Source organism: Saccharothrix sp. BKS2 (genome assembly GCF_047689505.1).
GTDB lineage: Bacteria > Actinomycetota > Actinomycetes > Mycobacteriales > Pseudonocardiaceae > Actinosynnema > Actinosynnema lopnurensis.
Genome location: NZ_JAUQOL010000017.1, coordinates 52,745 through 77,081, shown reverse-complemented (window position 1 = coordinate 77,081; position 24,337 = coordinate 52,745). Strand labels below are relative to the sequence as shown.

Here is a 24,337-nt window from a genome sequence, read left to right as displayed (position 1 = left end):
TCACTGGGCGGTCCAACCGCCGTCGATCGTGAAGGTGGAGCCGGTGACGCGGCCGGAGTGCGGACCGCACAGCCACAGCACGACGGAGGCGACCTCGGCCGGTTCGACGAGCTGTTTGATGGCGTGCCGGGTGAGCAGCACCTCGGACAGCACGCGGTCGGGCTCGATGCCGTGGGCGCGGGCCTGGTCGGCGACCTGGTTCTCCACCAGCGGGGTGCGCACGTAGCCGGGGCTGACGCAGTTGCTGGTGACGCCGTGCGGGGCGCCTTCGAGGGCGACGACCTTGCTCAGGCCCTCCAGCCCGTGCTTGGCGGCGACGTAGGCGGACTTGAAGGCGCTGGCGCGCACGCCGTGCACGCTGGAGATGTTGACCACCCGGCCCCAGCCGTGCCGGTACATGTGCGGCAGGACGTGCCGGGCGAGCAGGAACGGCGCGGTGACCATGACGCGCTGGAGCAGGTCGAACCGGTCGGGCGGGAACTCGTGCACCGGGGCGACGTGCTGGAGGCCCGCGTTGTTGACCAGGACGTCGACCTCGGCGGGCAGCCGGTCCAGGTCGGGCCCGGCGAGGTCGACCACGTGCTGCGTGCCGCCGGTCTCGCGGGCGGCCCCCGCCACGGCGTCGCGGTCGCGGTCGACCAGGTGCACCTCGGCCCCCGCGCGGGCCAGCGCCACCGCGCACGCCCGGCCGATGCCGCTGCCCGCGCCGGTGACCAGGGCGGTGCGGCCGGACAGGTCGGTGCTGTGACCGGGGGCACTAGTCATGGCCCGAAACGCTAGGTGACCTGCGGTGCAGCGCCCATGTGAGCAGCCGACACAACTCACCGGTAATCAGTGTGCCCAACCACCAGCCGGCCAAAATGACATCGACTTCGTGAATACCGCATGAAGTCACCCACCCCCGCGAAGTAGGCTGCCTTGGCCCGATCGGGGGACGAACCAGCCAATGGGGGTTACCAAGTGTCACTCACGCCGATCTACGACGACCTGCTGCGCGAGTTCGAGGGCATCATCCTCGCCAGCAAGGACGTCGAGCCAGCCAAGTCCTCCACCCCTCCCCCTCCCCCTACCCCTCCCACCGTCCCCACCCCCTGACCCCGCGCGAGTCGTACGTCCAGACCTCGCGTGTCGTACGTCCAGACCCCCCGAGTTACACGTTCAGACCCCGCGAGTCGAACGTTCACGACCACCGTGTCGAACACTCGGGACAGGCGAGTTCACCATTCGCGACCGTGCGAGGGCTACCGGCGGGTAACCGCTGACCAGGCACGGAACGACGCGAATGGTGAACTCGGGGGTCGCGAACGTACGACACGGTGGGTCTGAACGTACGACTCGCGCGGGTCAAGGGGTGGGGATCAGGGTGGCTATGCCGTCCAGGAGGCGTTGCAGGCCGAATTCGAAGCGGTCGGCGGCGTAGGGGGTCACGCCTGACTGGAGGGACTTGAGCAGGGCCGGGTAGTCGGTGAAGTCGATCAGTCCGGCCAGTGCGGCGTCGCGCTCGCGGGACTCGTCCGCGTCCGGTTCGCGGGTGTCCAGGCTCAGGCGGGCCTGGCCGCGCACGTAGGCGTCCACCGACTCGACCACGGCCATCTTGTCGGCCTCGCTCAACCCGGTGTCCTCCAGCGCCCGCAGCGCCGAGTCGAGCCACCGGATCGCGTTCGGCCCGGGGAACGGCGCGGCCGCCACCAACTGGAGCACCCACGGGTGCTCGCGGAAGCCCTCCCAGTCCGACCGCGCCCACGCCTCGACCTTCGCGCGCCAGTCGCCCGGCCACTCGTGCGGCAGCGTGTCGTCCAGCGCCACGGCGTCGAGCATCAGCGCTTCCAGCTCCGCCTTGCCCGGCAGGTACGTGTAGAGCGACGCGGTTCCCACGCCCAGCTCCTGGGCCACCCGGCGCATCGACAGCGCGGCCAGGCCCTCCGCCTCCACCAGGCCGATCGCCGCCTCGACGATGCCCTCCGCGGTCAAGCCGCGCTGCGGACCCCGCGCGGGTCGGCGCGCGTCCTTCCACAGCAGCTCCAGCGTCCGCCGCCGCACGTCGTCCTTTGCACCCATGGTGAAACCCAGTATACCGTTCGGAGTTGTACGAACGGTGTTCGGAGTTTGGGGGAGAGATGACGGAGGAACGAGGAAGCGGAGGAGCGGCGGGAGGCGAGAGGGAGAGGCGGGCGTTGTGGGCGGCGACGCTCACCAACGGGCCCACCGAGCTGATCGACTTCGTGTTGCCGCTGTGGGCGGGTGCGGCGATCGGGTTGCGCGGGAGTGAGATCGGCGTGCTGCTCGCGGTGGAGATGGCGCTGTCGGTGGTGGTGCGGCCGGTCGCGGGGGTGGTGGCGGACCGGTGGGACCGCCGCTTCACCGCTGCCGCCGGGGCGCTGCTCTACGCGCTGTCCTGCGCCGGGTACGCGGTCGCCCAGTCCGCCCCGGTGGCCTACGTGGCGGCGGCGGTCGGCGGTGTCGGGGGCGCGCTGCTGTGGGTGGCGGTGCGGGCGATCGTGAGCGAGCGGTTGGCCGAGGACTCGGCGGTGTTCGCGCGCCTGCTCTCGGCCCAGGAGACCGGGGCGTGGGTGGCCTTCGTGGTGGGGCTGTCGCTGGTCGGGTCCCTCGGGTTCGGCGGCCTGTTCTGGGCGTGTTCAGGCGCGTGCGCGATCGCGGCGGTGTGCCTCCTGACGGCGCCGCGACGACCGGGGTGCGGCGGCACGGGCACCGACATGGGCACTGGCACCGGCACGGCTGCGGCCAAGACTGGAGCCGAGACCGGGCTCAGGGCGGTGGGCAAACGCTTGCGCCCCATGCTGTTCGCCGTCGTGATGACGATGGCCGCCGAGGCCGCCGTGGGGTTGCTGCTACTCCTGCACCTGCAACGCGGGTTCGGCCTGGAGGTGGTCGAGGTGGCGTGGGTGTTCCTGCCCGGCGCCGTCGCGATGAGCGTCGCGGCCGGGTACCTGCACCGGTACGTGCTGCGGTTCGGGCGGCGGCGGGTGCTGGTCACCGCCTCGACGGCGAGCTGCGCGTTCGCGGTGAGCCTGGCGTGGGCCCCGACCCCGCACGTGATCGCCGGGCTGTGGGTGCTCAGCGGGCTGGCGTGGGCGGCGGTGCTGCCGGTGCAGCAGGCCGTCATCGCGGAGGCGTCCGCCGGGCAGGTCGGCCGCGGCATGGGCGTGTACGAGTCGGCCTGCCTGGTCGGCGCGCTGCTCGGCAGCCTGGCGGCGGGCGTGCTCTACGACGGGGCGCACTGGTGGGTCGCGTGCCTGGTGGCCGCCGGGATGATCCTGGCCGGCGCGGTCGTCGTGCCGAGAGCGGTGCGGGCGCTCGGCGTGCCCGACGTGCCGGTGGAGGTCGGGCGGGCCTGACGCGGAAGAGGGCCGCCGGGGAGTGCTCCCCCCCGGCGGCCCGACGAGAGGGTCCTACTGGGGCGGCTGGAGCAGTTCGGCGGGCACCGGCTCGTCCCGCTCCAGCGCGCCGAACAGGGCCAGCGCCTGATCCCGGTTCCACTGCACGACCGAGCCGACGCCGCCGATGGTCGGGGTGCCGCCCACCGGCACGGTCACCGTGTCCACTCCCCCGCCCATCGCGAACGCCATGCCCGCGAGGTTGTGCAGGTTGTCGTCCTCCGCGATCGAGATCGAGTCCGTGCCCGCGAACAGCAGCGGGAACGCGCGGAACGGGTTGGCCAGCACGGAGGGGCTCGTCGCCTTCTCGGTCAGCGCGGCGAGGAACTTGCGCTGGTTCTCCACCCGCTGGAGGTCCGCTCGGGCGAACGCCCGGGTCCGCACGAAGCCCAACGCCTGCGCGCCGTCCAGCTCCTGGCAGCCCGCCTGGAGGTCCAGCCCGGCCAACGGGTCCTGGATCGGCTCGTCGACGCACAGGTCCACGCCGCCGACCGCGTCCACGATCCCGGCGAACCCGCCGAAGCCGATCTCCATGTAGTGGTCGACGCGGATGCCCGTGGCGCCCTCGACGGTCTGCACCAGCAGCGGCGCGCCGCCGAACGCGAACGCCGCGTTGATCTTGTTCTTGCCGTTGCCCGGGATGTCCACGTAGGAGTCGCGCGGCATGCTCACCAGCGTCGCCTTCCCGGAGCCCTCCGGGATGTGCAGCAGCATGATGGTGTCCGTGCGCCGGCCGGCCGCGTCACCGGTGGCCAGCGCGGCCTTCTGCTCCTCGGACAGGTCGTCGCGCGCGTCCGAGCCGACCAGCAGCCAGTTGGTGCCCGGCGTGTCGGCGGGCCTGCCCTCGTAGTCGGGCAGCGCGTCGATGCGGCGCAGCGACGAGTCGACGTAGACCCACATGCCGACGGCGAACACCAGCAGCAGCACCAGCACCACGCCGATGGTGCGCCCGATGCCCCGCTTGCGCCGCGGCGGCGCCTGCCGGTACCCGCCCTGCGCCGCGACGGCTTGCTGCCCGGGGTGCCGCTGCCCGGCCGGCTGGTAGGAGGGCGGCGGCCGGTGCGCGTCCTGCGGCTGCCCACCGCCGACCGGGTAGGCCCGCGTCCGCTGCTGGGGGCGCTGCGGCGGCCGCCCACCCCGTTGGTACCCGCCCTGCTGATACCCGGCGTTCATGACGACCCCGCTCCGTGTGTCGGCCACTGCTCGCACCTAAAGACGCGGCGCGCGCCAAGAGGTTGCCAGCCTAGTGGTCGGGCGGCAGCACCAGCGCGGTCAGCAGGCGGTCCAGCTCGGCCGCCGGGTCGTCGGTCAGACCGGTGTGCGCGGGCGAGGTCTGGATGATCGTCGACCGGGGCGCGGTCAGCCAGCGGAAGCGCTGGCCGGGCGACGTGCGGGACACCGGTCCCGCGGTCGGCGCGCCGTCGCAGGACAGGCCCAGGTGCGCCAGGCTGGCCCGCAGCACCTCCACGTCCAGGAACGGGTCCAGCGCCAGCACCCGCGCCTCGTCCACGTGCACGCGGGCGCCCAGGAAGTCCAGGTCCCGGCAGTAGACCAGCACGCCGACGTTGACGAACTCGCCCCGCTCCTGCCGCGGCACCGCCCGCAGCAGGGCGTACTCAAACACGTGCGGCACGCGCGGCCTCCAGCTCGTCGACCCACGTCCGCGGCCCGGCCAGGCGGGCGGCGAAGAACCGCTCGTACGCGTCGCGCACGGCCTCGGGCGTGCCGAACGCCTCGTCCTCGGCCAGCCACCCGTCCGGCACCAGCGCCAGCACCTCGCGCACCAGTCCGGGCGTCACGCGCGCGGACAGCTCGGCGTCGACCGGCCCGAGCGGGCCCGCGAACGGCGTCATCAGGTGGTCGGCGGCGTCGAACCGGTAGCTCGCCGCCGGGAACCGCTCCGGCCGCCACGAGTGGTGGAAGTACAGCGAGGCGCCGTGGTCGATCAGCCACAGCTGCCGGTGCCACAGCAGGGTGTTGGGGTTGCGCCAGCTGCGGTCCACGTTGAGGGTCAGCGCGTCCAGCCACAGCAGCCGCGCGGCCAGCTCGGCGGACGGCTCGCGCACCACCGGGTTGTAGTCGAACGAGCCGGGCAGGTAGTCCAGGCCCAGGTTCCACCCGCCGCTGGCCCTCAGCAGCTCCTGCACCTCCTGGTCGGGCTCGGACCGGCCCAGCTCGGGGTCCAGGTCCACCAGGACGAGCTCCGGCACGTCGAAGCCCAGCCGGCGGGCCAGCTCGCCCACCACGACCTCGGCGACCAGCGCCTTGACGCCCTGGCCCGCGCCGCGGAACTTGAGCACGTACATGCCGAGGTCGTCGGCCTCCACCAGCCCCGGCAGGGAGCCGCCCTCCCGGAGGGGCGTGACGTAGCGGGTGGCCGCGACCCGCCGCAGCCCGTTCATGGGTTTCACGCGGGCATCATCGCCGGTCGGCCGCGGCCACCGCCAACCGGTCAGCCGGCCGGGACGAGGGCCGGCTCCCCGGCCTCGACCGCGGCACCGCCGACCGCCGCCGCCAGCGCCGGCAGGTAGCCGGACTCCTGACCCCGGGCGGTGGGGTGGAACGACCGGTCGGTCGGGAGCAGCACCAGCCCGTTGATCCACGCGTCGGCCGCGCACGCGCCGTGGCCGGCGAACTCGTCGCGCACGTCGGCGTAGGTGAACCCGGCCTCCTCTGCCCGCGCCGCGGTCACCTCGGCCAGCACGTCCACGGCCCCGTTGAGCGCGTCCCGCTTGCGCTCGCCCATCACGCACAGCGCGCTGTCGCTGAACAGGTGCGGGTAGCCGAGCACGACCACCTCCGCCGACGTCCGCTCGCGCACCGCGGCGTAGACGCCGTCCAGCCGGGCGGGCAACTCGTCCCGGACGAACGCCTCGGCCCGCGCCACCCGCTCCTCGCACGCCTCGTCCTTGCCGAGCGCGCAGGTGGTCATCACGTCGGCGAAGCCGGCGTCGTTGCCGCCGACCGTGATGGTGACCAGCGTCGTCGCGGGGGTGATCCGGGACGCCTGCCGCGTCACCTCCACCGTGGTGGCGCCCGAGCAGGCGGCGAACACCAGTGACGCGCCGGCGCGCTCGGCCCACAGCGCGGGGTGGGCGCGGGGGCTGCGCCGGCACGAGTCCGACGACTCCCCTCCCGCGCCGAGCCCCGCCGCGTAGGAGTCGCCGAGAGCGACGTGCTCCGGCGCGGCGGGGGCGGGGGCGAGGGACATCAGCAGCGCGACCGCGATCATCTTCATGCGGTCGTCCTACCACTGTGGACAGTGGTCGGCCCGGAAGTTAACCCGTCGGGGCTTACCCCTTCAGGGCGACGCAGACCGGGATCGGCACCTCCAGCGAGCCCACCTGCCGCAGCTTCCCGGTGGTCCGGTCGACGGCGAACGAGGTGACGTCGCCGGAGTTCTGGTTGGCCGCGAGCAGGAACCGGCCGGCCCGGTCGAGGGTGATGTGCCGGGGGTACCGGCCGCCCACCGGCGTCGCCTCGACCAGCCGCAGCGCCGCGCCGCCGCGCTCCACGGCGAACACCGCGACGCTGTCGTGCCCCCGGTTGGACAGGTAGGCGAACCGGCCGTCGGCGGACACCACGACCTCAGCGGGGTAGTTGCGCGGCGAGGTGGGCGCGCCCTCGGGGAGCGTGCTGAGCTTCGGGCCGGGCGAGAGCACCCCGCGCCGGTAGCCCGCCACCACGACCGTCGAGTCCAGCTCGTTGGCGATGTAGGCGTAACGCCCGGACGGGTGGAACGCCAGGTGCCGCGGCCCCGCGCCGGGGTGCAGGCGCGCGGTGCTCACCAGGGCCAGCCTGCCGTCGTCGCCGAGCCGGTAGCCGTGCACGGAGTCGGTGCCCAGGTCCACCGCCAGCACGAACTCGCCGCTCGGGTCGGGCAGCACCTGGTGGGCGTGCGGGCCCTCCTGCCGCTCGGGGTCGGGCCCGGAGCCGGAGTGCTCGACCAGGTCGGTGCGCTCGCCCAGGCCGCCGTCGGGCCGCACCGGGTGCACGGCGACGCTGCCGGAGCTGTAGTTGGCCGACAGCAGGAACCCGCGGTGCAGCGCCAGGTGGCACGGGTCGGCGCCGCCGGTGGGTTGGCTGTTGATCACCTCCGGCACCCCGTCCGGGCCCACGGCCAGGGCGGTCACCGCGCCGTCCGCCTGCTCGTCGACCGCGTACAGGTACCTGCCCGCGTCGATCACGAAGGACGGGTTGGGCACGCCCTCCACCACGCCGGTCGCGCGCAGCCGACCGGTGGCCGGGTCGTACGAGCCCAGTCCGATCCCGCGCCCACCGCCCGGCCAGGTGGTGTAGGTGCCCAGGTAGGCGCGCACCTCCGCGCGCCCCTCTCCCGTCGCCACGCCCTCGGTCATCAGCAACCCCGCTCCCACACCAACGGCCCCCAGGAACCGACGCCTGTCCACAACCACACCGAACCTCCGCTCGACCGCCCGCGGCAGTTCCACACTGGCCCGGACCGTCGTCGATCAGCAAGAGGCGCAACGAAGATTGCGCTCAGCGCAACGGATCGTCCTCCCGGAGGCGGGCCAACTCGACCTGGGGATCGTACGAGGGCTCCGGGTACACCGGTCCGAGGTCCCGCAGGGCCTCCAGCAGCAGCCGGGCCACCGCCCAGTTCCGGTACCACTTGCGGTCGGACGGGACGACGTGCCAGGGCGCGACCGGCGTCGAGCACCGGGTCAGCGCCTCCTGGTAGGCCAGCTGGTACCGGGAGAACTTCGCCCGCACGGCCAGGTCGTGCGGGTCGTACTTCCACCGCTTGACCGGGTTCTCCAGCCGGGCGATCAACCGCTCCCGCTGCCGCTGCGGCGAGATGTGCAGCAGGCACTTGACCACCGTCGTCCCCGCCTCGGCCAGCTCGCGCTCGAAGTCGTTGATCGCCTCGTAGCGGCGGTCCAGCTCGGCGGCGGGCACCAGCTCGTCGACCCGCGGGACCAGCACGTCCTCGTAGTGGGAGCGGTCGAACACGCCGATGTAGCCGGGCTCGGGCAGCTGCTTGCGGATGCGCCACAGGAAGTGGTGCCGCCGCTCGGCCGGGGTGGGCTTCTTGAACGAGGCGATGCGCAGGCCCTGCGGGTTGACCAGGCCCGCGACGTGCCGGATCGTGCCGCCCTTGCCGGAGGTGTCGATGCCCTGGAGCACCAGCAGCACGCTGCGGCGACCCCCGCCGAGGCCCTCGGCGTAGAGGGTCTCCTGGAGCGCGTCGAGCTGCTCGCCGACCGCCGCCAGGTCCTCGGCGGCCTCGACCTTCGACGACGGCCCGACCGGCGTGGCGGCGGGGTCGACCCCCGCGAGGTCGAATTCCGGACCGACCCGGAAGGCGGTGGAGACCGACTGGACCCGCGTGGACTTCTTCGCCATCTTCGCCAAAGTAGTCGCCCCCCGGGATGAGCGCGTGCTGCGCAACGGATCACTGCGTTAACAGCGGATTGCGCAACGAATACACCGGACACGCAACGGCCGGCGGCTGAAATCGCTGGCATCCGCCCTCTAGCCTGATGACATGACCGCCACCGCCCTTCCCACCTCCGAGCAGTTCATCGCGCTCGACGACGAGTGGAGCACGCACAACTACCACCCGCTGCCGGTCGTGATCTCCCACGGCGAGGGCGCGTGGGTGACCGACGTCGAGGGGCGCCGCTACCTGGACTTCCTGTCCGGCTACTCGTCGCTGAACTTCGGCCACCGCCACCCGGAGCTGGTGGCCGCCGCGGTCGAGCAGCTGGGCCGGGTCACGCTGACCAGCCGAGCGTTCCACCACGACCAGTTCGGCCTGTTCTGCCGCGAGCTGGCCGAGCTGACCGGCACCGACCTGGTGCTGGCCATGAACTCGGGCGCGGAGGCGGTGGAGTCCGCGATCAAGGTCGCCCGCAAGTGGGCCTACCGGGTCAAGGGGGTGCCGGAGGGCACCGCCGAGATCATCGTCGCGGGCTCGAACTTCCACGGCCGCACCACCACGATCGTGTCGTTCTCCACCGACGAGAGCGCCCGCGCCGACTTCGGGCCGTTCACGCCGGGCTTCCGGGTGGTCGAGTACGGCTCGCTCGACGCGCTGCGCGCGGCGTTCACCGAGCGCACCGCGGCCGTGCTGCTGGAGCCGGTCCAGGGCGAGGCGGGCGTGGTCGTGCCCCCGGCGGGCTACCTCGCGGGCGTGCGGGCGCTGTGCGACGAGCACGGCGCGCTGATGATCGCCGACGAGATCCAGTCCGGCCTCGGCCGCACCGGCGAGGTGCTGGCGCTGGACCACGAGGGCGTGCGCGCCGACCTCTACACGCTGGGCAAGGCGCTGGGCGGCGGCATCCTGCCGGTGTCCGCGGTGGTCGGCAGCCGGGCGGCGCTGGGCGTGCTGCGGCCCGGCGAGCACGGGTCGACCTTCGGCGGCAACCCGCTGGCGTGCGCGGTCGGCCGGGCCGTGGTGCGGCTGCTGTCGACCGGCGAGTTCCAGCGGCGCTCCCGCGAGCTGGGCGCCCACCTGCACGCGCGGCTGGGCGAGCTGGTCGGGCACGGGGTGGCCGAGGTGCGCGGGCGCGGCCTGTGGGCCGGGGTGGAGATCGCGCCCGGCGGCCCGCGCGGGCGGGAGGCGTCCGAGGCGCTGGCGCGGCGGGGCGTGCTCTGCAAGGAGACCCGGGACACGACGCTGCGCGTGGCGCCGCCGCTGGTGATCACCCGCGCCGAGCTGGACCGCGGCGTGGACGCGATCGGTGAGGTGCTGACCACGCACCGCTGACCGGTGCCCGAATTGCACCTTCAGCCCGATTGCGCAGGTCACAGACGTGTCGAGGTCGCGGTGTTCGTCGACCCCGACGCCCATCATTGACCACATGGGTGAACGCAAGCGGGCCGAAGCGGCCAGGGCGCTGGGCCGGTGGACCGAACCGGAGGAGGTCCTGGCGCGCGGTCGCGAGCTGCGCGCGGCGGTGAGCCACGAGGCGCACCGCGAGGTGCCGCTCGCCCCCGACCGGCCGGGGGTGGTCGAGTTCGTCGAGGCGTCCAACGAGGGCAGGCTGCCCGAGCTGGTGCCGCTGCGGGTCGGCCGGATGCTCGCCTCGCCGTTCGCCTTCTTCCGGGGCAGCGCCGGCCTCATGGCGGGCGACCTGGCGGTGGGCGGGCGCACCGGGCTGGACGCCCAGCTGTGCGGCGACGCGCACGCGGCGAACTTCGGGCTCTACGGCACGCCCGAGGGCGCCATCGTCATGGACGTCAACGACTTCGACGAGACGCTGCCCGGCCCGTGGGAGTGGGACCTCAAGCGCCTGGCCACCTCGCTGGTGCTGGCCGGCCGCGAGGGCGGCGTGTCGGAGAAGGGCTGCCGCGACGCCGCCGAGGACGCCGTGCGCGCCTACCGGGGCGCGGCCCGGCGCCTGGCCGAGATGCCGTTCCTGGAGTCGTGGAGCGCGCTGGGCGACGAGTCGGCGCTGTCCCGGACCAAGGCCGACGACCTGCTGGACCACTTCACCAGGGCCGCGTCCAAGGCCCGCCGCAACACCAGCGCCCGGGTGGCGGCGAAGTGGACCAGGCGCGAGGACGAGCACTGGCGGTTCATCCCGGACCCGCCGGTGCTGACCCGCATCTCCCCCGGGGTCGCGCGGACCGTGGTGGACGCGCTGCCGGCCTACGTGGACACGCTGCGCGAGTCCCGCTACAACCTGATCATGCGCTACGGCGTGTCGGACGTGGCGTTCCGCGTGGTCGGCACCGGCAGCGTCGGGCTGCGCAACTACCTCGTGCTGCTGCACGGCAACGGCGACGAGGCGCTGGTGCTCCAGGCCAAGGAGGCCCGGCCGTCGGCGCTGGCCCCGTTCCTGCCCGCCGCGCCCGTCAAGCACGAGGGCAAGCGGATCGTGCACGGCGCCCGGCTGGTGCAGGCGGAGACCGACATCCTGCTGGGCTGGACCACCATCGAGGGCAGGCCGTTCATCGTCCGGCAGTTCCGCAACCGCAAGGGCGAGATCGACGCGACCACGCTCAAGCGCGACGACCTGGACGACTACGGCCGGCTCGCGGGCGCGCTGCTGGCCCGCGCGCACAGCCGGTCGCTGGACCCGAGGCTGCTTGCCGGGTACTGCGCGGGCGGCGAGGAGCTGGACGGGGCGATCGCCCGGTACGCGCTGGACTACGCCGACCGGACCTGCGCCGACCACGAGGAGCTGGTGCGGGCGGTCAGGGCCGGTCGGCTGGCCGCCGAGACCGGATGACCTGGCGGGCGACCAGGTAGAGCACCACCGCGTTCAACGCGTGCCAGGTGTAGTGCGTACCGGTCGGCCAGGCCGCGCACAGGGGCTCGTCGAGCGTGCGGAGGGTGACCGAGACGGCGAACACGGCGGCGGCCGCGGCCAGGTCGTGCCACGGCCGCCGGCGCGCCGCCGCGACCGCGGTGATCACCACCAGCGCGGTGAACGGGGCCAGGTAGATGCCCGAGCCACCCGGGACCAGCGCGCCCAGCGGCGCGGTGACCACCGCGAACACCAGGAACAGCGGGATCGCCCACCAGGCCCGCGACCAGGGGACACCCAGGTGGTGGTGGGTGAACACGGCCAGGTACCAAACCACGTAGACCGCGATGAACCCGACGTCGAACCAGTTGGTCAGCGTGGTCGCCAGGGTGTGGAAGCTCAGGCTGCCCAGGCCCACCAGGGCCAGCAGCACGGGCAGGGCGCGGAGGCTCGCCGGGCCGGGCCGGTACCGCCACCACAGCCAGGCGGCGGCGACCAGGAAGGCGGCGTTGCTCAGGGCGTTGAGCGGCTCGGCCCAGAGGCCGGGCCCCAGGCGCTCGCAGTAGGCGTCCACGTGCTCCACGGGAGGTGTTGTACCCCGTCGAGGTGAACTCCGGGGATGACGCCGCTAAGTTCGCCGGTGTGGAGTGGATCGGAGTCATCAGGCACGGCGAGAGCCTCGGCAACGTGGCCCGCGAGGTCGCGGAGTCCGGGGGCCACGAGGTCATCGACATCCCGGAGCGGGACGCGGACGTGCCGCTGTCCCCGGCGGGGGTCGACCAGGGGCGGGCGCTGGGGCGGTGGTTCGCCGAGATGCCCCGCGAGCAGTGGCCGGACGTGGTGGTGGCCTCCCCCTACCGGCGGACCATCGACACGGCCGCGCTGGCGCTGCGCGGGCACCCCCGGATGCTGGTCGACGAACGGCTGCGCGACCGCGAGCTGGGCGTGCTGGACCTGCTGACCACCCACGGCGTGGCCGCGCGGTACCCGGAGGAGCTGGTCCGCAAGCGGCGGCTCGGCAAGTTCTACCACCGGCCGCCGGGCGGCGAGTCGTGGGCGGACGTGACGCTGCGGCTGCGGTCGCTGATGCGGGACCTGGAGGGTCGGCGCGTGCTGCTGTTCGCGCACGAGATCACCCACTTCCTGCTGCGCTACCTGCTGGAGCACCTGCCCGAGAAGGACCTGCTGGCCTACGCGCACAACTCGCTGGTGCCGAACGGGGCGCTGACCTCGTGGCGTCGGGACGGCGATCTGTGGGTACTGGAGGAGGAGTTCCAGGCAGACCAGCTGCGCGCGCACGGCGCCGAACCCACGGAGACAGAGGATGCCACGATCAGGTCCACCTGAGCCCGTCACGTCCGCGCTGCTGCGCGAGTGGCTGCCCGAGCGCGAGGACCGCGGCACGGTGCTGGTGATCGGCGGGTCGCGCCGGGTGCCGGGGGCGGTGCTGCTCTCGGGCATCGCGGCGCTGCGGACCGGCGCGGAGACCCTCCAGCTGGCCATCGCCGAGCGGCACGCCTCCGGGCTCGGGCTGGCGGTCCCCGAGGCCCTGGTCGTCGGGCTGCCCGAGACCGACGGGGGCGCGGTGTCGCGCGAGGCGGTGGACGTGCTGGGCGACCTGGTCGGCGAGGCGACGTCGGTCGTCGTCGGGCCCGGCCTGGTGGACCCGGACGAGACGGCCGCCCTGCTGGAGCGGCTGCTGCCGCTGGTGCGCGGGCCCGTGGTGCTGGACGCGTTCGCGCTGGGCGCCCTGGGCACGCACCCCGGGCTGGGCGACCCGGTGCGCGGGCGGATGGTGCTGACGCCGAACACGGTCGAGGCGGGATACCTGCTCGGGGCCGAGGTCGAGGACCACGTGGAGGCGGCTGCGGCGATCGCGGGGAAGCACGACGCGGTGGTGAACCTGATGGGCGTGGTGGCCGCGCCGGACGGGCGGGTGTGGCGCGACAGCACCGGCCACATCGGACTGTCCACCTCGGGCAGCGGGGACGTGCTCGCGGGCCTGGTCGGCGGGCTGCTGGCCCGGGACGAGGACCTGGCGCGGGCCACCTGCTGGGCCGGGCACGTGCACGCGATGGCCGGGCAGCGGCTGGTGCCGCGCACGGGGCTGACCGGCATGCTGGCCCGCGAGCTGCTCGACGAGGTGCCGCACGTGCTGGTGGAGCTGCGGTCGCGCTAGCCGCGGGCCGCGGGCTCGTCCCGCTGCCAGAGGGCGGCGAGCACGACGGGCACGGCGCCGCCGAGGGTGACCGCGACGGTCAGCGCCCGGCCCGCCGTCCCGTCGAGCAGGACCTGGGCGAGGGTGGCGAGGGTGGCGAGGGTGGTCAGCACGAGGACGGCGGCCAACGCGAGCCAGAACCGCCTGCTGTATCGGCGTCTCATGTACCCAGGGTCCTCCCGCGGGCCGGGCGCGTCATCACCGGAACGGGTTGAACGCGGACCACGACGCGCGTGGTCGCCGCCACGACCAGGGCGGCGACCACCACGTGCGCGGCCACCAGCGGCACCGGCAGGGCCAGCGCGCCCTGGACCGCGCCGATCGCGCCCTGCGCGAGGGTGAGGGCGAGCAGGGCGACCGCGGCCCGGTTCCGCAGCCGCGCCACCGCCACGGCCTGGAGGACGAGCAGCACGAGCACGGCCGCCGCGTGCGCCGACGTCACCACGACCGCGTCCAGGCCGAGCCTGCGGGCGTCCTCGTCACCCGCGTGCGGGCCGCTGCCGGTGACCAGCGTGCCCAGCACCAGGACCGCGGCGAGTGCCGCCGGCAGCGCCAGGACCCACCGCGGCGGCCTGCCCGCGGTCCCGCGGAGCAGGTCGACCAGCACCGTCAGCGCCGCGACCAGCACCATGCTGAACAGGAAGTGCGCGGCGACGACCTCGGGCGCCAGTTCCCACCGCACGCTCAGCCCGCCGACCAGCCCCTGCACACCCACCCCGACCAGGACGGCGACCGCCAGGGCCAGGGCGCCGCGCGGGCGCTCGCGGTGCCGGGCCACCGCGACCACCAGGACCAGCACCACCAGGCCCACCACGACGCCCAGCACCCGGTTGCCGAACTCGACCACGCCGTGCGCGCCCATCTCGGGCGTGGTCACGAACGAGTCGCCGGTGCAGCGCGGCCACGTCGGGCAGCCCAGGCCCGAGCCGGTCAGGCGCACCAGCGCGCCGGTCAGCACGATGAGCACGTTCGCCACCAGCGCCGCCGCGGCGGCGGCACGGGCGGCGTGTGCGGTGCGGGTGGCACCGGCGGCGTGGGCGGCTTGGGCGGTGGGCGACTGCACGACGGTCACGCCGGGCAGCCTAGGGAGCTAGCGGACGCGCTCCACGCGCGCCTCGTCCCACACCGGCTCGTCCACCTCGACCACCCGGCCGTCGGAGCGGAACAGCAGGAAGCGGTCGAAGGAGCGGGCGAACCAGCGGTCGTGCGTGACCGCGACGACCGTGCCGGTGAACTCGTCCAGGGCCTGCTGCAACGCCTCGGCCGAGTTCAGGTCCAGGTTGTCGGTCGGCTCGTCCAGCAGCAGGAGCGTGGCGCCGGACAGCTCCAGCAGCAGCACCTGGAACCGCGCCTGCTGACCGCCGGACAGCGTCTCGAACCGCTGGTCGCCCTGCTTGCCCAGGCCGTAGCGGCTCAGCGTGGCCATCGCGGCGCCCCGGTCGCGGCCCGCGCGGCCGTCCTCGCCGTGCCACAGGACGTCGACCAGGCTGCGGCCGATCCACTCCGGGTGCTGGTGGGTCTGCGCGAACAGGCCCGGGACCACGCGGGCGCCCAGCCGCGCGGTGCCGGTGTGGGCGACCTCGTTCCCGCCCAGCAGGCGCAGGAAGTGGCTCTTGCCGGAGCCGTTGGAGCCCAGCACGGCCACCCGGTCGCCGAAGAAGACCTCGAGGTCGAAGGGCTTCATCAGCCCGGTGAGCTCCAGGTCCGCGCAGGTGATCGCGCGGACGGCGGTGCGGCCGCCGCGCAGGCGCGGGGCGACCTTCTCGTCGGTCGGCAGCTCCGGCGGCGGGCCCGCCTCCTCGAACCGCTCCAGCCTGGCCTTCTGCACGCGGTACTTGGCCGCCATGACCTCGCTGATCCGCGCCTGGATCTGGAGGGTCCGGACCAGGTCCTTGAGGCGCTCGTGCTCCTCGTCCCAGCGGCGGTGCTGCTCGGCGAGGCGTTCGACGCGGTGCGCGCGGGCGGCGTGCCAGGTGCCGAACGAGCCGGCGTGCGTCCACGCGGACCGGGCCTCGACGGTGACCACCTGGGTGGCGGCGATGTCGAGCAGCTCGCGGTCGTGGCTGACCAGCAGGACGGCCTTGCCGGTCTCGGTGAGGCGGGTCTCCAGCCAGCGCTTGCCCGGCACGTCCAGGTAGTTGTCCGGCTCGTCGAGCAGCAGCACCTGCTCGGGGCCGCGCAGCAGGGCCTCCAGCACCAGGCGCTTCTGCTCGCCGCCGGAGAGCGTGCGGACCTCGCGGAACCGGGCCCGGTCGAACGGCACGCCCAGGGCGGCGACGGTGACCGTGTCCCACAGGACCTCGGCCTCGTAGCCGCCGGCCTCGCCCCACGCGGTGAGCGCGTCGGCGTAGCGGAACTGGGTCGGCTCGTCGTCGGTGTCCATGAGCTGGAGCTCGGCCGCGTCGAGGGCCTCGGCGGCGGCGCGCAGGGGGTGCGGCGAGGCGGCCAGGAGCAGGTCGCGGACGGTGCTGCCGTCGCGGACCGAGCCCACGAACTGCGGCATCACGCCCAGGCCGCCCTGCACGCGGACGCTGCCCGCGCCGGGTGTCAGCTCGCCGGAGAGGATGCGGAGCAGGGTCGTCTTGCCGACGCCGTTGGCACCGACCAGCGCGACGACGCTGCCCGCGCCGACCTTGAACGAGACGTCGCGGAACAGCTCGCGGCCGTCGGGCAGGCGGAAGGCGAGGCCGTTGGCGTCCAGGAATCCCACGACCGGCATGGTCCGGCATGGGAGGGGGCGGTGGCCAGCGCTTTTGCCCCGGTGTCGGCGAGGTCATGGCGGTGCCGCGCCGGTGGTCGGGCCCGGTGGTCACCGGCCGCGCGTGGATGAGCACGCCGCAACGGCCGGTCCCGGTCGCACCGGGCCCTGGTGGCGCGGTCCGCCTAACGCCAGGTGTACCCGCGCGTCAGCACCAGCACGGCGGCGAACCCGAGCGAGCCCAACGCCGGACCGAAGGACCCGAGCACCAGCAGCAGCACGCCCAGGGCGGCGAACACGGCGATCAGGGCGTAGCTCAGGACCGGGTTGCCGGGCTTCCCGGCGACGAGCGCCGAGGCCAGGCCCGGCTCCTCGTCCGCGAGTCTCATCTCGATCTCACTCAGGGTGCGGCGTTCCGCTTCGCTCATCACGGGCGAGGGATACCCGGCCCCAACCAGGCAAAACCAGCCCCGAACGGGGGGTCCACAGGCCCCGAACGGCCGACACGGCACCGCCCCGAACGTTGAACTCGGGGGTCCTGAACGTACGACACGGCAGTCCCGAACGTACGACTCGCGCGCGAGTCGAACACTCGCGCCGCGCGAGTCGTACGTTCAGACCGCGCGAGTCGTACGTTCAGGACCCGCGAGTCGTACGTTCAAGTCGGGTGAGTTGAGCGTTCAGGTCGGGTGGGTCAGCGCGAGAGGGCTACCAGGCGGGAGATGGCGCGCAGGTACTTCTTGCGGTAGCCGCCGGTCAGCATCTCGGGGGTGAAGAGGTCGGAGAGGGGGGCGCCGGAGACGGCTACCGGGATGTCGCGGTCGTAGAGGCGGTCGCCCAGGGCGACGAGGCGCAGGGCCACCGACTGGTCCGGGGCCGGGTGGACGCCGCTGAGGTGGACCGCGGTGACGCCGTCGACCAGGCGGCCGTAGCCGGCCGGGTGGAGGCGGGCCAGGGAGCGGCACAGGTCGGCGAAGTCGTCGAGGGTGCTGCCGGGGGTGCTCGCGGCCTTGGCGCGCAGGTCCTCGTCGGCCATCGGCGGCGGGGCGTCGGGCAGGCCGCGGTGGCGGTAGTCGGGGCCGTCGACCCGGACGACCGCGAACCTGGACGACATCGACTGGATCTCGCGGAGGAAGTCGGCGGCGGCGAAGCGGCCCTCGCCGAGCTTGTCCGGCAGGGTGTTGGAGGTCGCGGCGACCGAGACGCCCGCCGCCGTCAGCTCCTTGACCAGGCGGGTGACCAGCATGGTGTCGCCCGGGTCGTCCAGCTCGAACTCGTCGATGGCGAGCAGGCGGTGCCCGGACAGCCGCCGCACGGTCTCGGCGAAGCCCAGCGCGCCGACCAGGTTGGTCAGCTCCACGAACGTGCCGTAGGACTTCGGCCCCGGCACGGCGTGCCAGGTCGAGGCCAGCAGGTGGGTCTTGCCGACGCCGAACCCGCCGTCCAGGTAGAGGCCCGGCTGGTCGTCGGGCCGGGGCGAGCGCTTGAACAGCGAGCCCAGCCAGCTCTGGCGACCGTCCCCGGAGACCCGCTCGGCGAACCCGCGGCACGCCGCCACGGCCGCCGCCTGGCTCGGCTCGTCCGGGTTGGGCTCGTAGGTGTCGAAGCGGACCCCGTCGAACCTGGGCGGCGGGACCATCGCCGCGACCAGCTCGTCCGCCTCGACGTGCGGGGTTCGGTCGGACAGGCGCGTGGCGGACATGCCCGAAGCCTAATGGCGTGCTGGGATGTGGTCGTGCGGATGTTGTGGCCACCACGTGACGGCGGGACCCCCGGCGGGAACAGCACCGGCGAGGAGGTCACCGACGAGGAGCTGGAACGGCTCTACGACTACCCCGACGGGCTCGACCGGCCCTGGGTGCAGGTCAACTTCGTGTCCAGCGTGGACGGTGCGGTGGCGGTGGGCGGCCGGTCCGCCGGGTTGGGCAACGCCGCGGACAAGAAGGTCTTCGTGCTGGGCCGCGACCTGTGCGACGTGGTGCTGGTCGGGCACGGGACAGCGGCGGCGGAGGGCTACCAGGGGGTCCGGGTGGGCGAGGTCCGCGCCGAGCGGCGGGCCCGGCTGGGGCTGGCGCCCGTGCCGCCGATCGCCGTGGTGACCGCGCGGTGCTCGGTCGAGCCGTCGTCCCCGCTGGTGGCCGGCACGCCGGTCCCGCCGATCGTCATCACCACGGCCGCGGCGCCCGAGGGCAGGCGGCGGGCGCTGGTCGAGGCCGGGGCGGACGTGGTGGTGGCCGGTGAGGCGGAGGTGGACCTGCGCGTGGCGCTGGCGGCGCTGGACGAGCGCGGGCTGCGGCGGGTCGACTGCGAGGGCGGGCCCGCGCTGTTCGGCTCGCTGGTCGCGGCCGACCTGGTGGACGTGCTGTGCGTGACGTTCTCGCCGCTGCTGGTGGGCGGGGACGCGGGGCGGATCGCCACCGGCCCGGAGGTGCCCCGGCGGCTGGAGCTGGCGTCGGTGCTGCACGCCGACAGCGCGTTGCTGCTGCGGTACCGCCGGGCGCTCGCGTGACACCGGACCCGGAGCCGGAGCCGGACCCGGCGGGTGGGGAGGTGGCCGGTCCGGCGGGTGGCACGCGTGACGCGGGTGGCGCGGGGGTTGTGGCGGCCGGTGACGCGGAGGTCGGGACGGCCGGGGCTGCGGAGGACGGGCCGCTGCTGGCGGCGGCCGTGCGCGGGGACCCCGCGGCCTTCGACGAGCTGGTCCGCCGGCACACCGGGCGCATGTACCGGGTCGCGCTGCGGGTCGTGGGCGACCCGGTCGAGGCCGAGGACGTGGTGCAGGACGCGTGGATCTCGGCGTGGCGGGCGCTGCCCCGGTTCCGGGGTGACGCGGCCGCCTCGACGTGGCTGTACCGGGTGGTGACGAACGCCGCGCTGGTCCACCTGCGCCGGGCGCGGCCGACCGTGCCGCTGGAGTCCGCGCCGGAGCCCCGGGCGGACGGCGGGCCCGAGGTGGCCCTGCTGCGCAACGAGGTCACCGACGTGGTGCTGCGCGCGATCGCGACCCTGGAGCCCACGCAACGGGTGCCGCTGGTGCTGCGCGAGCTGGAGGGGCTGAGCTACGAGGAGGTGGCCGAGGTGCTGGGCATCCCGGTGCCGGCCTTGCGCTCGCGGCTGCACCGGGCGAGGGTGGCGCTCATGGCGAAGTTGGGGGACCGGCGGTGAGCGTGCTCCCCTGCGGCCGCGCTGAGGCCGACCTGGTGCGCCTGGTCACCGAGGGTGATGACGCGGAGCTGGCCGGGCACGCGGCCGGGTGTCCGTTCTGCGCCGCCGAGGCGGACGTCCTGCGCGAGCGGTGGCGGGCGGTGCGGCGGACGGCCGTGACGCCGGTGCCGACGCCGCCCGGCCTGGTGGACCGGGTGCTGGGCGCGGTGCGCGGCGCACGGCCCGTCGGCGAGCCGGTGGTGCTGGAGCAGGAGGGCGGTCGGCTGACCGTCTCCGCGGGGGCGGTGCTCGCGGTGTCGCGGCGGCTCGCCGTCGACCTCGCGGCGGGGTTCGACCTGCGCGTGCGCGGCGCGGCGGTGGAGGCCGGCAGGCTCCAGGTGCTGGTCGCCGCCCGGTACGGCACGGCCGCGGTGGAGGCGGCGGACGCGCTGCGGGTGCGGCTGGCCGCGGAACTGGCGGCGCGGCTGGGCGCGGTGGCGCCCGCGGTGGACGTCCACCTGGTCGACATCGAGTGACCCCGGTCACATCACCGGCATGACCCGGTGACGGTCCGCATCCGATCGTGCGCACAACGATCCGGAAAGGACCCGCCATGGCTCAGGGCACCACCAGGCCGGAGGGCAACGTCCCCGCCCGCTTGGCCGACGACACCGCGCAGGGCAAGACCACCATCGCGTCGTCGGTCGTGCAGAAGGTCGCGGGCATCGCGGCACGGGAGATCTCCGGCGTGCACGCGCTCGGCGGCGGCGTCTCCCGCGCGTTCGGCGCGCTGCGCGAGCGCATCCCCGGCGCGGGCACCGCGAACACCGCGGGCGTCGCGGTCGAGGTCGGCGAGAAGCAGGCCGCGATCGACCTGGACCTCGTGGTCGAGTACGGCGCGGGCATCGTCGACCTGGCGCGGGCCGTGCGGCGCAACGTGATCACCGCGGTCGAGCGGACCACCGGCCTGGAGGTCATCGAGGTCAACATCGCGGTCAACGACATCCACCTGCCCGAGGACGACGACGACCGCGACCGGTCCGCCGGGCCGGGCCGGGTCGAGTGACGGACGTGTCCGAGGGCGTCGAGGCGGCGGTGCTCGCGCACCCGGCCGTGGCGCGGCTCGACGACGCCTTCGCCTCCTACCTGCCGGGGCGGCGCGTGGTCGGCGTCCGGGTGGAGGGGCGCGTGGGCGTCGCGGTGGTGCTGCGGCTCGGGCGCCCGATCCCCGAGGTGGTCGACGAGCTGCGGGACCGGGTGCGGGCGGTGACCGGGCCGGCGCCGGTGGACGTCGTGGTGGCCGACCTGGTGGCCGCGTGAGGCGCCGCGGCGCGGAGTTCCGCGCGTTCGTGCGGGCCCATCACCCGGACGTGGGCGGCGATCCCGAGGCGTTCGCCCTCGGGCTGGCGGCGCTGCGCGACGAGCTGGGCGCCCGCTGGGACGCGCCGGTCGTGGTGGAGCGCCGGCCCTGGTGGCGCCGGTTGCGCCGGCGGCCCCGTCGAGACCTGGAGTAGGAGAGCTGATGAGCGCGACGCAGGTGGGGTTGTTGGCGGGCCTGGTGCTGGGCCTGGCCGCGACGAGCGGGTTCACCGCCTTCCTGGTGACCCTGGCGGTGGGGGTGATCGGGCTGGTCGCCGGCCGCGTGCTGGACGGGCGGCTCGACCTGGGCGACCTGCTCGGCCGGGGCCGCGACCGGTGAGCGGCACCCTGGAGATTCACCCGTCCGTGGTGCGGAAGGTGGCCGAGCACGCGGTGGGCCTCGTGCCCGGCGCGGAGCCGGCGGCGGTGCGGGTGGACCGGACGGAGGACGACGTGGCGGTGGCGGTCCGGGTGGCGCTGGGCTGGCCCGCGCCGGTCCGGGAGGCGGCGGCGGAGGTGCGGCGCAGCGTCGTCGACGAGGTCGAGCGGATCACCGGCTACCGGGTCCGGTCGGTGGCGGTGACGGTGGCGGAGCTGCGCACCGGGCCGCGGACGCGGGTGGGGTGAGCGGTGCGCGTGCTGCTGCGGGTGCTGTCGCCGCCGCTGGGGTTGGCGCTGGCCGCCGCCGGGCTGCTGCTGGTGGCCGAGGTGGTGTGGCGGTGGGCCGGTCGCGGTCCGCTGACCGGGGTGTCCCTGGCGGGCTGGGCGTGGACCGACCGGCCGGTGGCGCTGGTCGGCGCGGGCGTGGCGGCCGGCGGGCTGGTGCTGCTGGTCCTGGCCCTGACCGCGCGGTCGTCGGAGGTCCCGCTGGACGAGCCGGCCGCCGGCGTGCGGGTGGTGACCACGCCGACCTCGCTGGCCCGGGTGGTCGGCCACCGGGTGCGGGCCGAGGAGGGCGTGTCCGGCGCGTCGGTGACGGCGTCGCGCCGCCGGGTGCGGGTGCGGGTGACCAGCCGCGTGCACGACGAGGCGTCGCTGCGCCCCCGGCTGCTGGAGGTGGCGCGGTCGGCGGTCGAGGAGCTGCCGATGCCGGTCCGGCCGAAGGTGTCGGTGGTGGTCCTCTCCCCGAAGGACCGGGCCGCCCGGCCCCTCGTGCCCGGGGAGGTCCGGTGAACCGGGCGAACGGCGCCGAGCGGGCCGCGGCGTTCCTGCTCGGGCTCGTCGCCCTGCTCGTGGGGGGCGGGGTGGTGGCCCTGCACCGGTGGCGGGTCGACCGGCCGGTGCTGGACCCGGTGGTGCTCGACCTGGTCGACCGCCACCTGCCGTGGGTGCGGGTCGGCCTGGTCGTGCTGGGGCTGGTCCTGGTGGTGCTGGGCCTGCGGTGGGCGTGGCGGGCGGCGCGGCCCGAGGCCCACCCCGACCTGGTGCTGGACGAGCGGCTGGTGGTGACGGCGAAGGCGCTGGCCGCGGCGGTCCGGTCGGACGCCGAGCGGATCGGCGGGGTGTCCCGGGCGCGGGTGCGGGTCGTCGGCACGCCCGCGCTGCGGGTGCGGCTGACGCTGCGGCACGGCGCGGACGTGCGGGCGGTGTGGCGGGAGCTGGACGACCGGGTGCTGGTCCGGGCCCGCCGGGCGCTGGGCGTCGCCGCGCTGCCCGCCACCGTGCGGCTGGACCTGGCCGCCGAGGAGCGCGAACGCGTGCGCTGAGGCGGCCGACCAGGCAGGATGGCCGGCGTGGCGCTCCCGCTGAACCCTCCCCTGCAACCGATGCTGGCCACCGCCGTCGACACCATCCCCACCGACGCCGGCCTGCTGTTCGAACCGAAGTGGGACGGCTACCGGTGCGTGGTGTTCCGCGACGGTGACGAGGTGGTCCTCCAGTCGCGCAGCGGCAAGCCGCTCAACCGCTACTTCCCCGAGGCGGAGGCCGCGCTGCGGCGCGCCCTGCCGCCGCGGGTCGTGGTGGACGGCGAGCTGGTCGTGGCCAAGGACGACCGGCTGGACTTCGACGCGCTGTCCGACCGCATCCACCCGGCGGCCAGCCGCATCGCGCTGCTGTCCGAGCAGCAGCCCGCGAGCTTCGTGGCGTTCGACCTGCTCGCGCTGGGCGACCGGGTGCTGCTGGACGAGCCGTGCGCGAAGCGGCGCGAGGAGCTGGAGGGCCTGATCACGCCCGGCGACTCGCTGTACCTGACGCCCTCCACCCCGGACGCGGCGGTGGCGGGGCAGTGGTTCGAGCTGTTCGAGGGCGCGGGCCTGGACGGGGTCGTCGGCAAGCCCGCGGCCGCGCCCTACTCCCCCGGCAAGCGCGTCATGATCAAGGTCAAGCACGCCCGCACCGCCGAGTGCGTGGTCGCGGGCCTGCGCTGGCACAAGGACACCGAGCCGGGCACCGCGGTGGGCTCGCTGCTGCTCGGCCTGCACGACGACGGGGGCGTGCTGCACCACGTGGGCGTGGTCGGGTCGTTCAAGGCCGCCGAGCGGCGGGCGCTGGCCGCCGAGCTGGCCGGGCTGATCACCGAGGACGACCACCCGTGGCTGGTCGAGCCGGACGGCCGCCGGCTGCCCGGCGAGATCAACCGGTGGCGCGGCAAGCAGGCGGGGTGGGTGGCGCTGCGGCCCGAGCGGGTGCTGGAGATCTCCTACGCGCAGACCGAGGGCGCCGCGCCCGCCCGGCTGCGGCACAACGGCCAGTTCCGGCGCTGGCGGCCCGACCGGGAGCCCGGGTCGTGCCGCTACGACCAGCTCGACCAGCCGGCCCGTTACGACGTGGAGTCGGTCCTGCGCGGAGAGGTGCGACCCGCGTAGTCTCCCGGTCGTGGTGGGGGACGCGGACGCGCTCATCGGCGAACTGGACCAGCGGATGCGGCGGGACTGCCGCCGGCTGACCCTGTGGCGCAACGTGCACCGCACGACCGGCGTGGCTTACACGGTCGTGCTGATCCTGGTGCCCGCCGTGCTGGCGGTCGGCTTCACCTCGTCGGAGACCGCGCTGGGCAAGGTGCTGCTGCTCGCGGCGGCCTTGGTGGGCGGGCTGAACGTGACGTTCAAGCCCTACCTGCACAGCCGGCAGCGGCGCGGCGACGTCAACGCCATGCGCCTGCTGCACGACGAGTTCCGGGCCGAGGTCGCGGCGGGCGGCGACCGGCTCGCGCTGTTCCGGAAGTACTCCGCCGCCTACGCGGGCGAGTTCGAGCAGCGCGGCGGCGAGCTGCTCGACGGCAGGCTGGGCACGGAGGAGCCCCCGGAGAAGGCCGCCGAGAAGGTGCCGGAGAAGGCCGGTCCCGAGCGGTCCTGACCTCGCC

General features: G+C 74.7%; 32 protein-coding genes. 18 read left to right on the top strand and 14 right to left on the bottom strand.

Annotated features, from left to right (window positions below):
- Positions 1–765 carry a 3-hydroxybutyrate dehydrogenase gene (locus Q5530_RS31285; protein ID WP_415366420.1) on the bottom strand — a complete coding sequence of 255 codons (765 nt, stop codon included), beginning with the start codon at positions 763–765 and terminating at the stop codon, positions 1–3.
- A gap of 195 nt (positions 766–960) precedes the next feature.
- Here Q5530_RS31285 and Q5530_RS31280 point away from each other — a divergent pair, with 195 nt between their 5' ends.
- Positions 961–1,095, top strand: coding sequence for a hypothetical protein (locus Q5530_RS31280; protein ID WP_415366419.1), 135 nt, complete (start codon positions 961–963; stop codon positions 1,093–1,095).
- A 249-nt stretch (positions 1,096–1,344) separates the two neighbouring features.
- Here the strand turns inward: Q5530_RS31280 and Q5530_RS31275 are convergent, their stop codons facing one another.
- The gene (locus tag Q5530_RS31275; RefSeq protein ID WP_415366418.1) at positions 1,345–2,058 is read right to left on the bottom strand and encodes a TetR/AcrR family transcriptional regulator; all 714 of its coding nucleotides are present in this window, start codon (positions 2,056–2,058) and stop codon (positions 1,345–1,347) included.
- Between the two features lie 116 nt (positions 2,059–2,174).
- Between Q5530_RS31275 and Q5530_RS31270 the strand changes: the two genes are divergently transcribed.
- Positions 2,175–3,356, top strand: coding sequence for an MFS transporter (locus Q5530_RS31270; RefSeq protein ID WP_415366417.1), 1,182 nt, complete (start codon positions 2,175–2,177; stop codon positions 3,354–3,356).
- Positions 3,357–3,410: 54 nt separating this feature from the next.
- Here Q5530_RS31270 and Q5530_RS31265 read toward each other — a convergent pair whose 3' ends face one another.
- From Q5530_RS31265 to Q5530_RS31240, 6 genes are all read right to left on the bottom strand, one after another.
- On the bottom strand, positions 3,411–4,568 hold the full coding sequence (locus tag Q5530_RS31265) for an LCP family protein (protein WP_415366416.1): 1,158 nt from the start codon (positions 4,566–4,568) through the stop codon (positions 3,411–3,413).
- A gap of 70 nt (positions 4,569–4,638) precedes the next feature.
- Positions 4,639–5,028, bottom strand: a complete 390-nt coding sequence (locus Q5530_RS31260) for a DUF3037 domain-containing protein (protein WP_415366415.1) — start codon at positions 5,026–5,028, stop codon at positions 4,639–4,641.
- Positions 5,012–5,797, bottom strand: coding sequence for a HipA family kinase (locus Q5530_RS31255; RefSeq protein ID WP_415366505.1), 786 nt, complete (start codon positions 5,795–5,797; stop codon positions 5,012–5,014). The genes Q5530_RS31260 and Q5530_RS31255 overlap by 17 nt, the downstream gene beginning before the upstream one ends.
- A gap of 50 nt (positions 5,798–5,847) precedes the next feature.
- Positions 5,848–6,633, bottom strand: a complete 786-nt coding sequence (locus tag Q5530_RS31250; protein ID WP_415366414.1) for an SGNH/GDSL hydrolase family protein — start codon at positions 6,631–6,633, stop codon at positions 5,848–5,850.
- Positions 6,634–6,688: 55 nt separating this feature from the next.
- Positions 6,689–7,753, bottom strand: coding sequence for a lactonase family protein (locus Q5530_RS31245; protein WP_415366413.1), 1,065 nt, complete (start codon positions 7,751–7,753; stop codon positions 6,689–6,691).
- 142 nt (positions 7,754–7,895) lie between these two features.
- Complete coding sequence (locus tag Q5530_RS31240; protein WP_415366411.1) at positions 7,896–8,762, bottom strand: PPK2 family polyphosphate kinase; 867 nt, start codon at positions 8,760–8,762, stop codon at positions 7,896–7,898.
- 142 nt (positions 8,763–8,904) lie between these two features.
- Between Q5530_RS31240 and rocD the strand changes: the two genes are divergently transcribed.
- Positions 8,905–10,128 carry an ornithine--oxo-acid transaminase gene (gene rocD / locus Q5530_RS31235; RefSeq protein WP_415366410.1) on the top strand — a complete coding sequence of 408 codons (1,224 nt, stop codon included), beginning with the start codon at positions 8,905–8,907 and terminating at the stop codon, positions 10,126–10,128.
- 94 nt (positions 10,129–10,222) lie between these two features.
- Complete coding sequence (locus Q5530_RS31230; protein ID WP_415366409.1) at positions 10,223–11,596, top strand: DUF2252 domain-containing protein; 1,374 nt, start codon at positions 10,223–10,225, stop codon at positions 11,594–11,596.
- Here the strand turns inward: Q5530_RS31230 and Q5530_RS31225 are convergent.
- Entirely contained in the window at positions 11,562–12,197 is a 636-nt protein-coding gene (locus Q5530_RS31225; protein WP_415366408.1) for a hypothetical protein, read from the bottom strand. The genes Q5530_RS31230 and Q5530_RS31225 overlap by 35 nt on opposite strands.
- A 59-nt stretch (positions 12,198–12,256) precedes the next feature.
- On the opposite strand from Q5530_RS31225, the gene Q5530_RS31220 reads away from it, so the two are divergent.
- Both Q5530_RS31220 and Q5530_RS31215 read left to right on the top strand, forming a co-directional pair.
- Positions 12,257–12,961, top strand: a complete 705-nt coding sequence (locus tag Q5530_RS31220; RefSeq protein ID WP_415366407.1) for a histidine phosphatase family protein — start codon at positions 12,257–12,259, stop codon at positions 12,959–12,961.
- A complete protein-coding gene (locus Q5530_RS31215) occupies positions 12,939–13,793 on the top strand; it encodes an NAD(P)H-hydrate dehydratase (RefSeq protein ID WP_415366406.1) in 855 nt (284 codons plus the stop codon). Before Q5530_RS31220 ends, Q5530_RS31215 begins: the two co-directional genes overlap by 23 nt.
- Here the strand turns inward: Q5530_RS31215 and Q5530_RS31210 are convergent.
- From Q5530_RS31210 to zapE, 5 genes are all read right to left on the bottom strand, one after another.
- Positions 13,790–13,996 carry a hypothetical protein gene (locus tag Q5530_RS31210; protein ID WP_415366405.1) on the bottom strand — a complete coding sequence of 69 codons (207 nt, stop codon included), beginning with the start codon at positions 13,994–13,996 and terminating at the stop codon, positions 13,790–13,792. The two genes, Q5530_RS31215 and Q5530_RS31210, sit on opposite strands and share 4 nt — an antisense overlap.
- On the bottom strand, positions 13,993–14,904 hold the full coding sequence (locus Q5530_RS31205; protein ID WP_415366404.1) for a COX15/CtaA family protein: 912 nt from the start codon (positions 14,902–14,904) through the stop codon (positions 13,993–13,995). The genes Q5530_RS31210 and Q5530_RS31205 overlap by 4 nt, the downstream gene beginning before the upstream one ends.
- Positions 14,905–14,922: 18 nt before the next feature.
- Positions 14,923–16,551, bottom strand: coding sequence for an ABC-F family ATP-binding cassette domain-containing protein (locus Q5530_RS31200; RefSeq protein WP_415366403.1), 1,629 nt, complete (start codon positions 16,549–16,551; stop codon positions 14,923–14,925).
- 164 nt (positions 16,552–16,715) lie between these two features.
- Entirely contained in the window at positions 16,716–16,958 is a 243-nt protein-coding gene (locus Q5530_RS31195) for a DUF3040 domain-containing protein (RefSeq protein WP_415366402.1), read from the bottom strand.
- Positions 16,959–17,224: 266 nt separating this feature from the next.
- The gene (gene zapE / locus Q5530_RS31190; protein WP_415366401.1) at positions 17,225–18,232 is read right to left on the bottom strand and encodes a cell division protein ZapE; all 1,008 of its coding nucleotides are present in this window, start codon (positions 18,230–18,232) and stop codon (positions 17,225–17,227) included.
- 39 nt (positions 18,233–18,271) lie between these two features.
- Here zapE and Q5530_RS31185 point away from each other — a divergent pair, with 39 nt between their 5' ends.
- The 12 genes from Q5530_RS31185 (at position 18,272) to Q5530_RS31130 (ending at position 24,330) form a co-directional block, all read left to right on the top strand.
- Positions 18,272–19,039, top strand: coding sequence for a pyrimidine reductase family protein (locus Q5530_RS31185; protein WP_415366504.1), 768 nt, complete (start codon positions 18,272–18,274; stop codon positions 19,037–19,039).
- 89 nt (positions 19,040–19,128) lie between these two features.
- On the top strand, positions 19,129–19,695 hold the full coding sequence (locus Q5530_RS31180; protein ID WP_415366503.1) for an RNA polymerase sigma factor: 567 nt from the start codon (positions 19,129–19,131) through the stop codon (positions 19,693–19,695).
- Entirely contained in the window at positions 19,692–20,210 is a 519-nt protein-coding gene (locus tag Q5530_RS31175; RefSeq protein WP_415366400.1) for a hypothetical protein, read from the top strand. Before Q5530_RS31180 ends, Q5530_RS31175 begins: the two co-directional genes overlap by 4 nt.
- A 77-nt stretch (positions 20,211–20,287) precedes the next feature.
- A complete protein-coding gene (locus Q5530_RS31170) occupies positions 20,288–20,740 on the top strand; it encodes an Asp23/Gls24 family envelope stress response protein (RefSeq protein WP_415366399.1) in 453 nt (150 codons plus the stop codon).
- A 5-nt stretch (positions 20,741–20,745) separates the two neighbouring features.
- Complete coding sequence (locus Q5530_RS31165; protein ID WP_415366398.1) at positions 20,746–20,994, top strand: hypothetical protein; 249 nt, start codon at positions 20,746–20,748, stop codon at positions 20,992–20,994.
- Positions 20,991–21,188, top strand: a complete 198-nt coding sequence (locus Q5530_RS31160; RefSeq protein WP_415366397.1) for a hypothetical protein — start codon at positions 20,991–20,993, stop codon at positions 21,186–21,188. Before Q5530_RS31165 ends, Q5530_RS31160 begins: the two co-directional genes overlap by 4 nt.
- Before the next feature lie 8 nt (positions 21,189–21,196).
- On the top strand, positions 21,197–21,373 hold the full coding sequence (locus Q5530_RS31155; protein WP_380643016.1) for a hypothetical protein: 177 nt from the start codon (positions 21,197–21,199) through the stop codon (positions 21,371–21,373).
- Between the two features lie 38 nt (positions 21,374–21,411).
- Positions 21,412–21,660, top strand: a complete 249-nt coding sequence (locus tag Q5530_RS31150) for an Asp23/Gls24 family envelope stress response protein (RefSeq protein WP_415366396.1) — start codon at positions 21,412–21,414, stop codon at positions 21,658–21,660.
- A gap of 3 nt (positions 21,661–21,663) precedes the next feature.
- Complete coding sequence (locus Q5530_RS31145; RefSeq protein ID WP_415366395.1) at positions 21,664–22,206, top strand: DUF6286 domain-containing protein; 543 nt, start codon at positions 21,664–21,666, stop codon at positions 22,204–22,206.
- The gene (locus Q5530_RS31140; RefSeq protein WP_415366394.1) at positions 22,203–22,739 is read left to right on the top strand and encodes an alkaline shock response membrane anchor protein AmaP; all 537 of its coding nucleotides are present in this window, start codon (positions 22,203–22,205) and stop codon (positions 22,737–22,739) included. The genes Q5530_RS31145 and Q5530_RS31140 overlap by 4 nt, the downstream gene beginning before the upstream one ends.
- Before the next feature lie 18 nt (positions 22,740–22,757).
- Positions 22,758–23,840 (top strand): ATP-dependent DNA ligase, encoded by a 1,083-nt coding sequence (locus tag Q5530_RS31135; protein WP_415366393.1) that lies wholly within the window; start codon positions 22,758–22,760, stop codon positions 23,838–23,840.
- A gap of 10 nt (positions 23,841–23,850) precedes the next feature.
- Entirely contained in the window at positions 23,851–24,330 is a 480-nt protein-coding gene (locus Q5530_RS31130) for a hypothetical protein (protein ID WP_415366392.1), read from the top strand.
- The last annotated feature ends 7 nt before the right edge of the window (positions 24,331–24,337 follow it).

Excerpts from the sequence above, each read along its gene's own strand:
- Q5530_RS31245 (WP_415366413.1), bottom strand. The coding sequence starts at position 7,753 with ATGACCGAGGGCGTGGCGACGGGAGAGGGGCGCGCGGAGGTGCGCGCC.
- Q5530_RS31230 (WP_415366409.1), top strand. The coding sequence starts at position 10,223 with ATGGGTGAACGCAAGCGGGCCGAAGCGGCCAGGGCGCTGGGCCGGTGG.
- Q5530_RS31215 (WP_415366406.1), top strand. The coding sequence starts at position 12,939 with ATGCCACGATCAGGTCCACCTGAGCCCGTCACGTCCGCGCTGCTGCGC.
- Q5530_RS31185 (WP_415366504.1), top strand. The coding sequence starts at position 18,272 with ATGTTGTGGCCACCACGTGACGGCGGGACCCCCGGCGGGAACAGCACC.
- zapE (WP_415366401.1), bottom strand. The coding sequence starts at position 18,232 with ATGTCCGCCACGCGCCTGTCCGACCGAACCCCGCACGTCGAGGCGGAC.
- Q5530_RS31155 (WP_380643016.1), top strand. The coding sequence starts at position 21,197 with ATGAGCGCGACGCAGGTGGGGTTGTTGGCGGGCCTGGTGCTGGGCCTG.
- Q5530_RS31195 (WP_415366402.1), bottom strand. The coding sequence starts at position 16,958 with ATGAGCGAAGCGGAACGCCGCACCCTGAGTGAGATCGAGATGAGACTC.
- Q5530_RS31200 (WP_415366403.1), bottom strand. The coding sequence starts at position 16,551 with ATGCCGGTCGTGGGATTCCTGGACGCCAACGGCCTCGCCTTCCGCCTG.
- Q5530_RS31285 (WP_415366420.1), bottom strand. The coding sequence starts at position 765 with ATGACTAGTGCCCCCGGTCACAGCACCGACCTGTCCGGCCGCACCGCC.
- Q5530_RS31265 (WP_415366416.1), bottom strand. The coding sequence starts at position 4,568 with ATGAACGCCGGGTATCAGCAGGGCGGGTACCAACGGGGTGGGCGGCCG.
- Q5530_RS31250 (WP_415366414.1), bottom strand. The coding sequence starts at position 6,633 with ATGAAGATGATCGCGGTCGCGCTGCTGATGTCCCTCGCCCCCGCCCCC.
- Q5530_RS31170 (WP_415366399.1), top strand. The coding sequence starts at position 20,288 with ATGGCTCAGGGCACCACCAGGCCGGAGGGCAACGTCCCCGCCCGCTTG.
- rocD (WP_415366410.1), top strand. The coding sequence starts at position 8,905 with ATGACCGCCACCGCCCTTCCCACCTCCGAGCAGTTCATCGCGCTCGAC.
- Q5530_RS31240 (WP_415366411.1), bottom strand. The coding sequence starts at position 8,762 with ATGGCGAAGAAGTCCACGCGGGTCCAGTCGGTCTCCACCGCCTTCCGG.
- Q5530_RS31255 (WP_415366505.1), bottom strand. The coding sequence starts at position 5,797 with ATGAACGGGCTGCGGCGGGTCGCGGCCACCCGCTACGTCACGCCCCTC.
- Q5530_RS31275 (WP_415366418.1), bottom strand. The coding sequence starts at position 2,058 with ATGGGTGCAAAGGACGACGTGCGGCGGCGGACGCTGGAGCTGCTGTGG.
- Q5530_RS31210 (WP_415366405.1), bottom strand. The coding sequence starts at position 13,996 with ATGAGACGCCGATACAGCAGGCGGTTCTGGCTCGCGTTGGCCGCCGTC.
- Q5530_RS31135 (WP_415366393.1), top strand. The coding sequence starts at position 22,758 with ATGGCCGGCGTGGCGCTCCCGCTGAACCCTCCCCTGCAACCGATGCTG.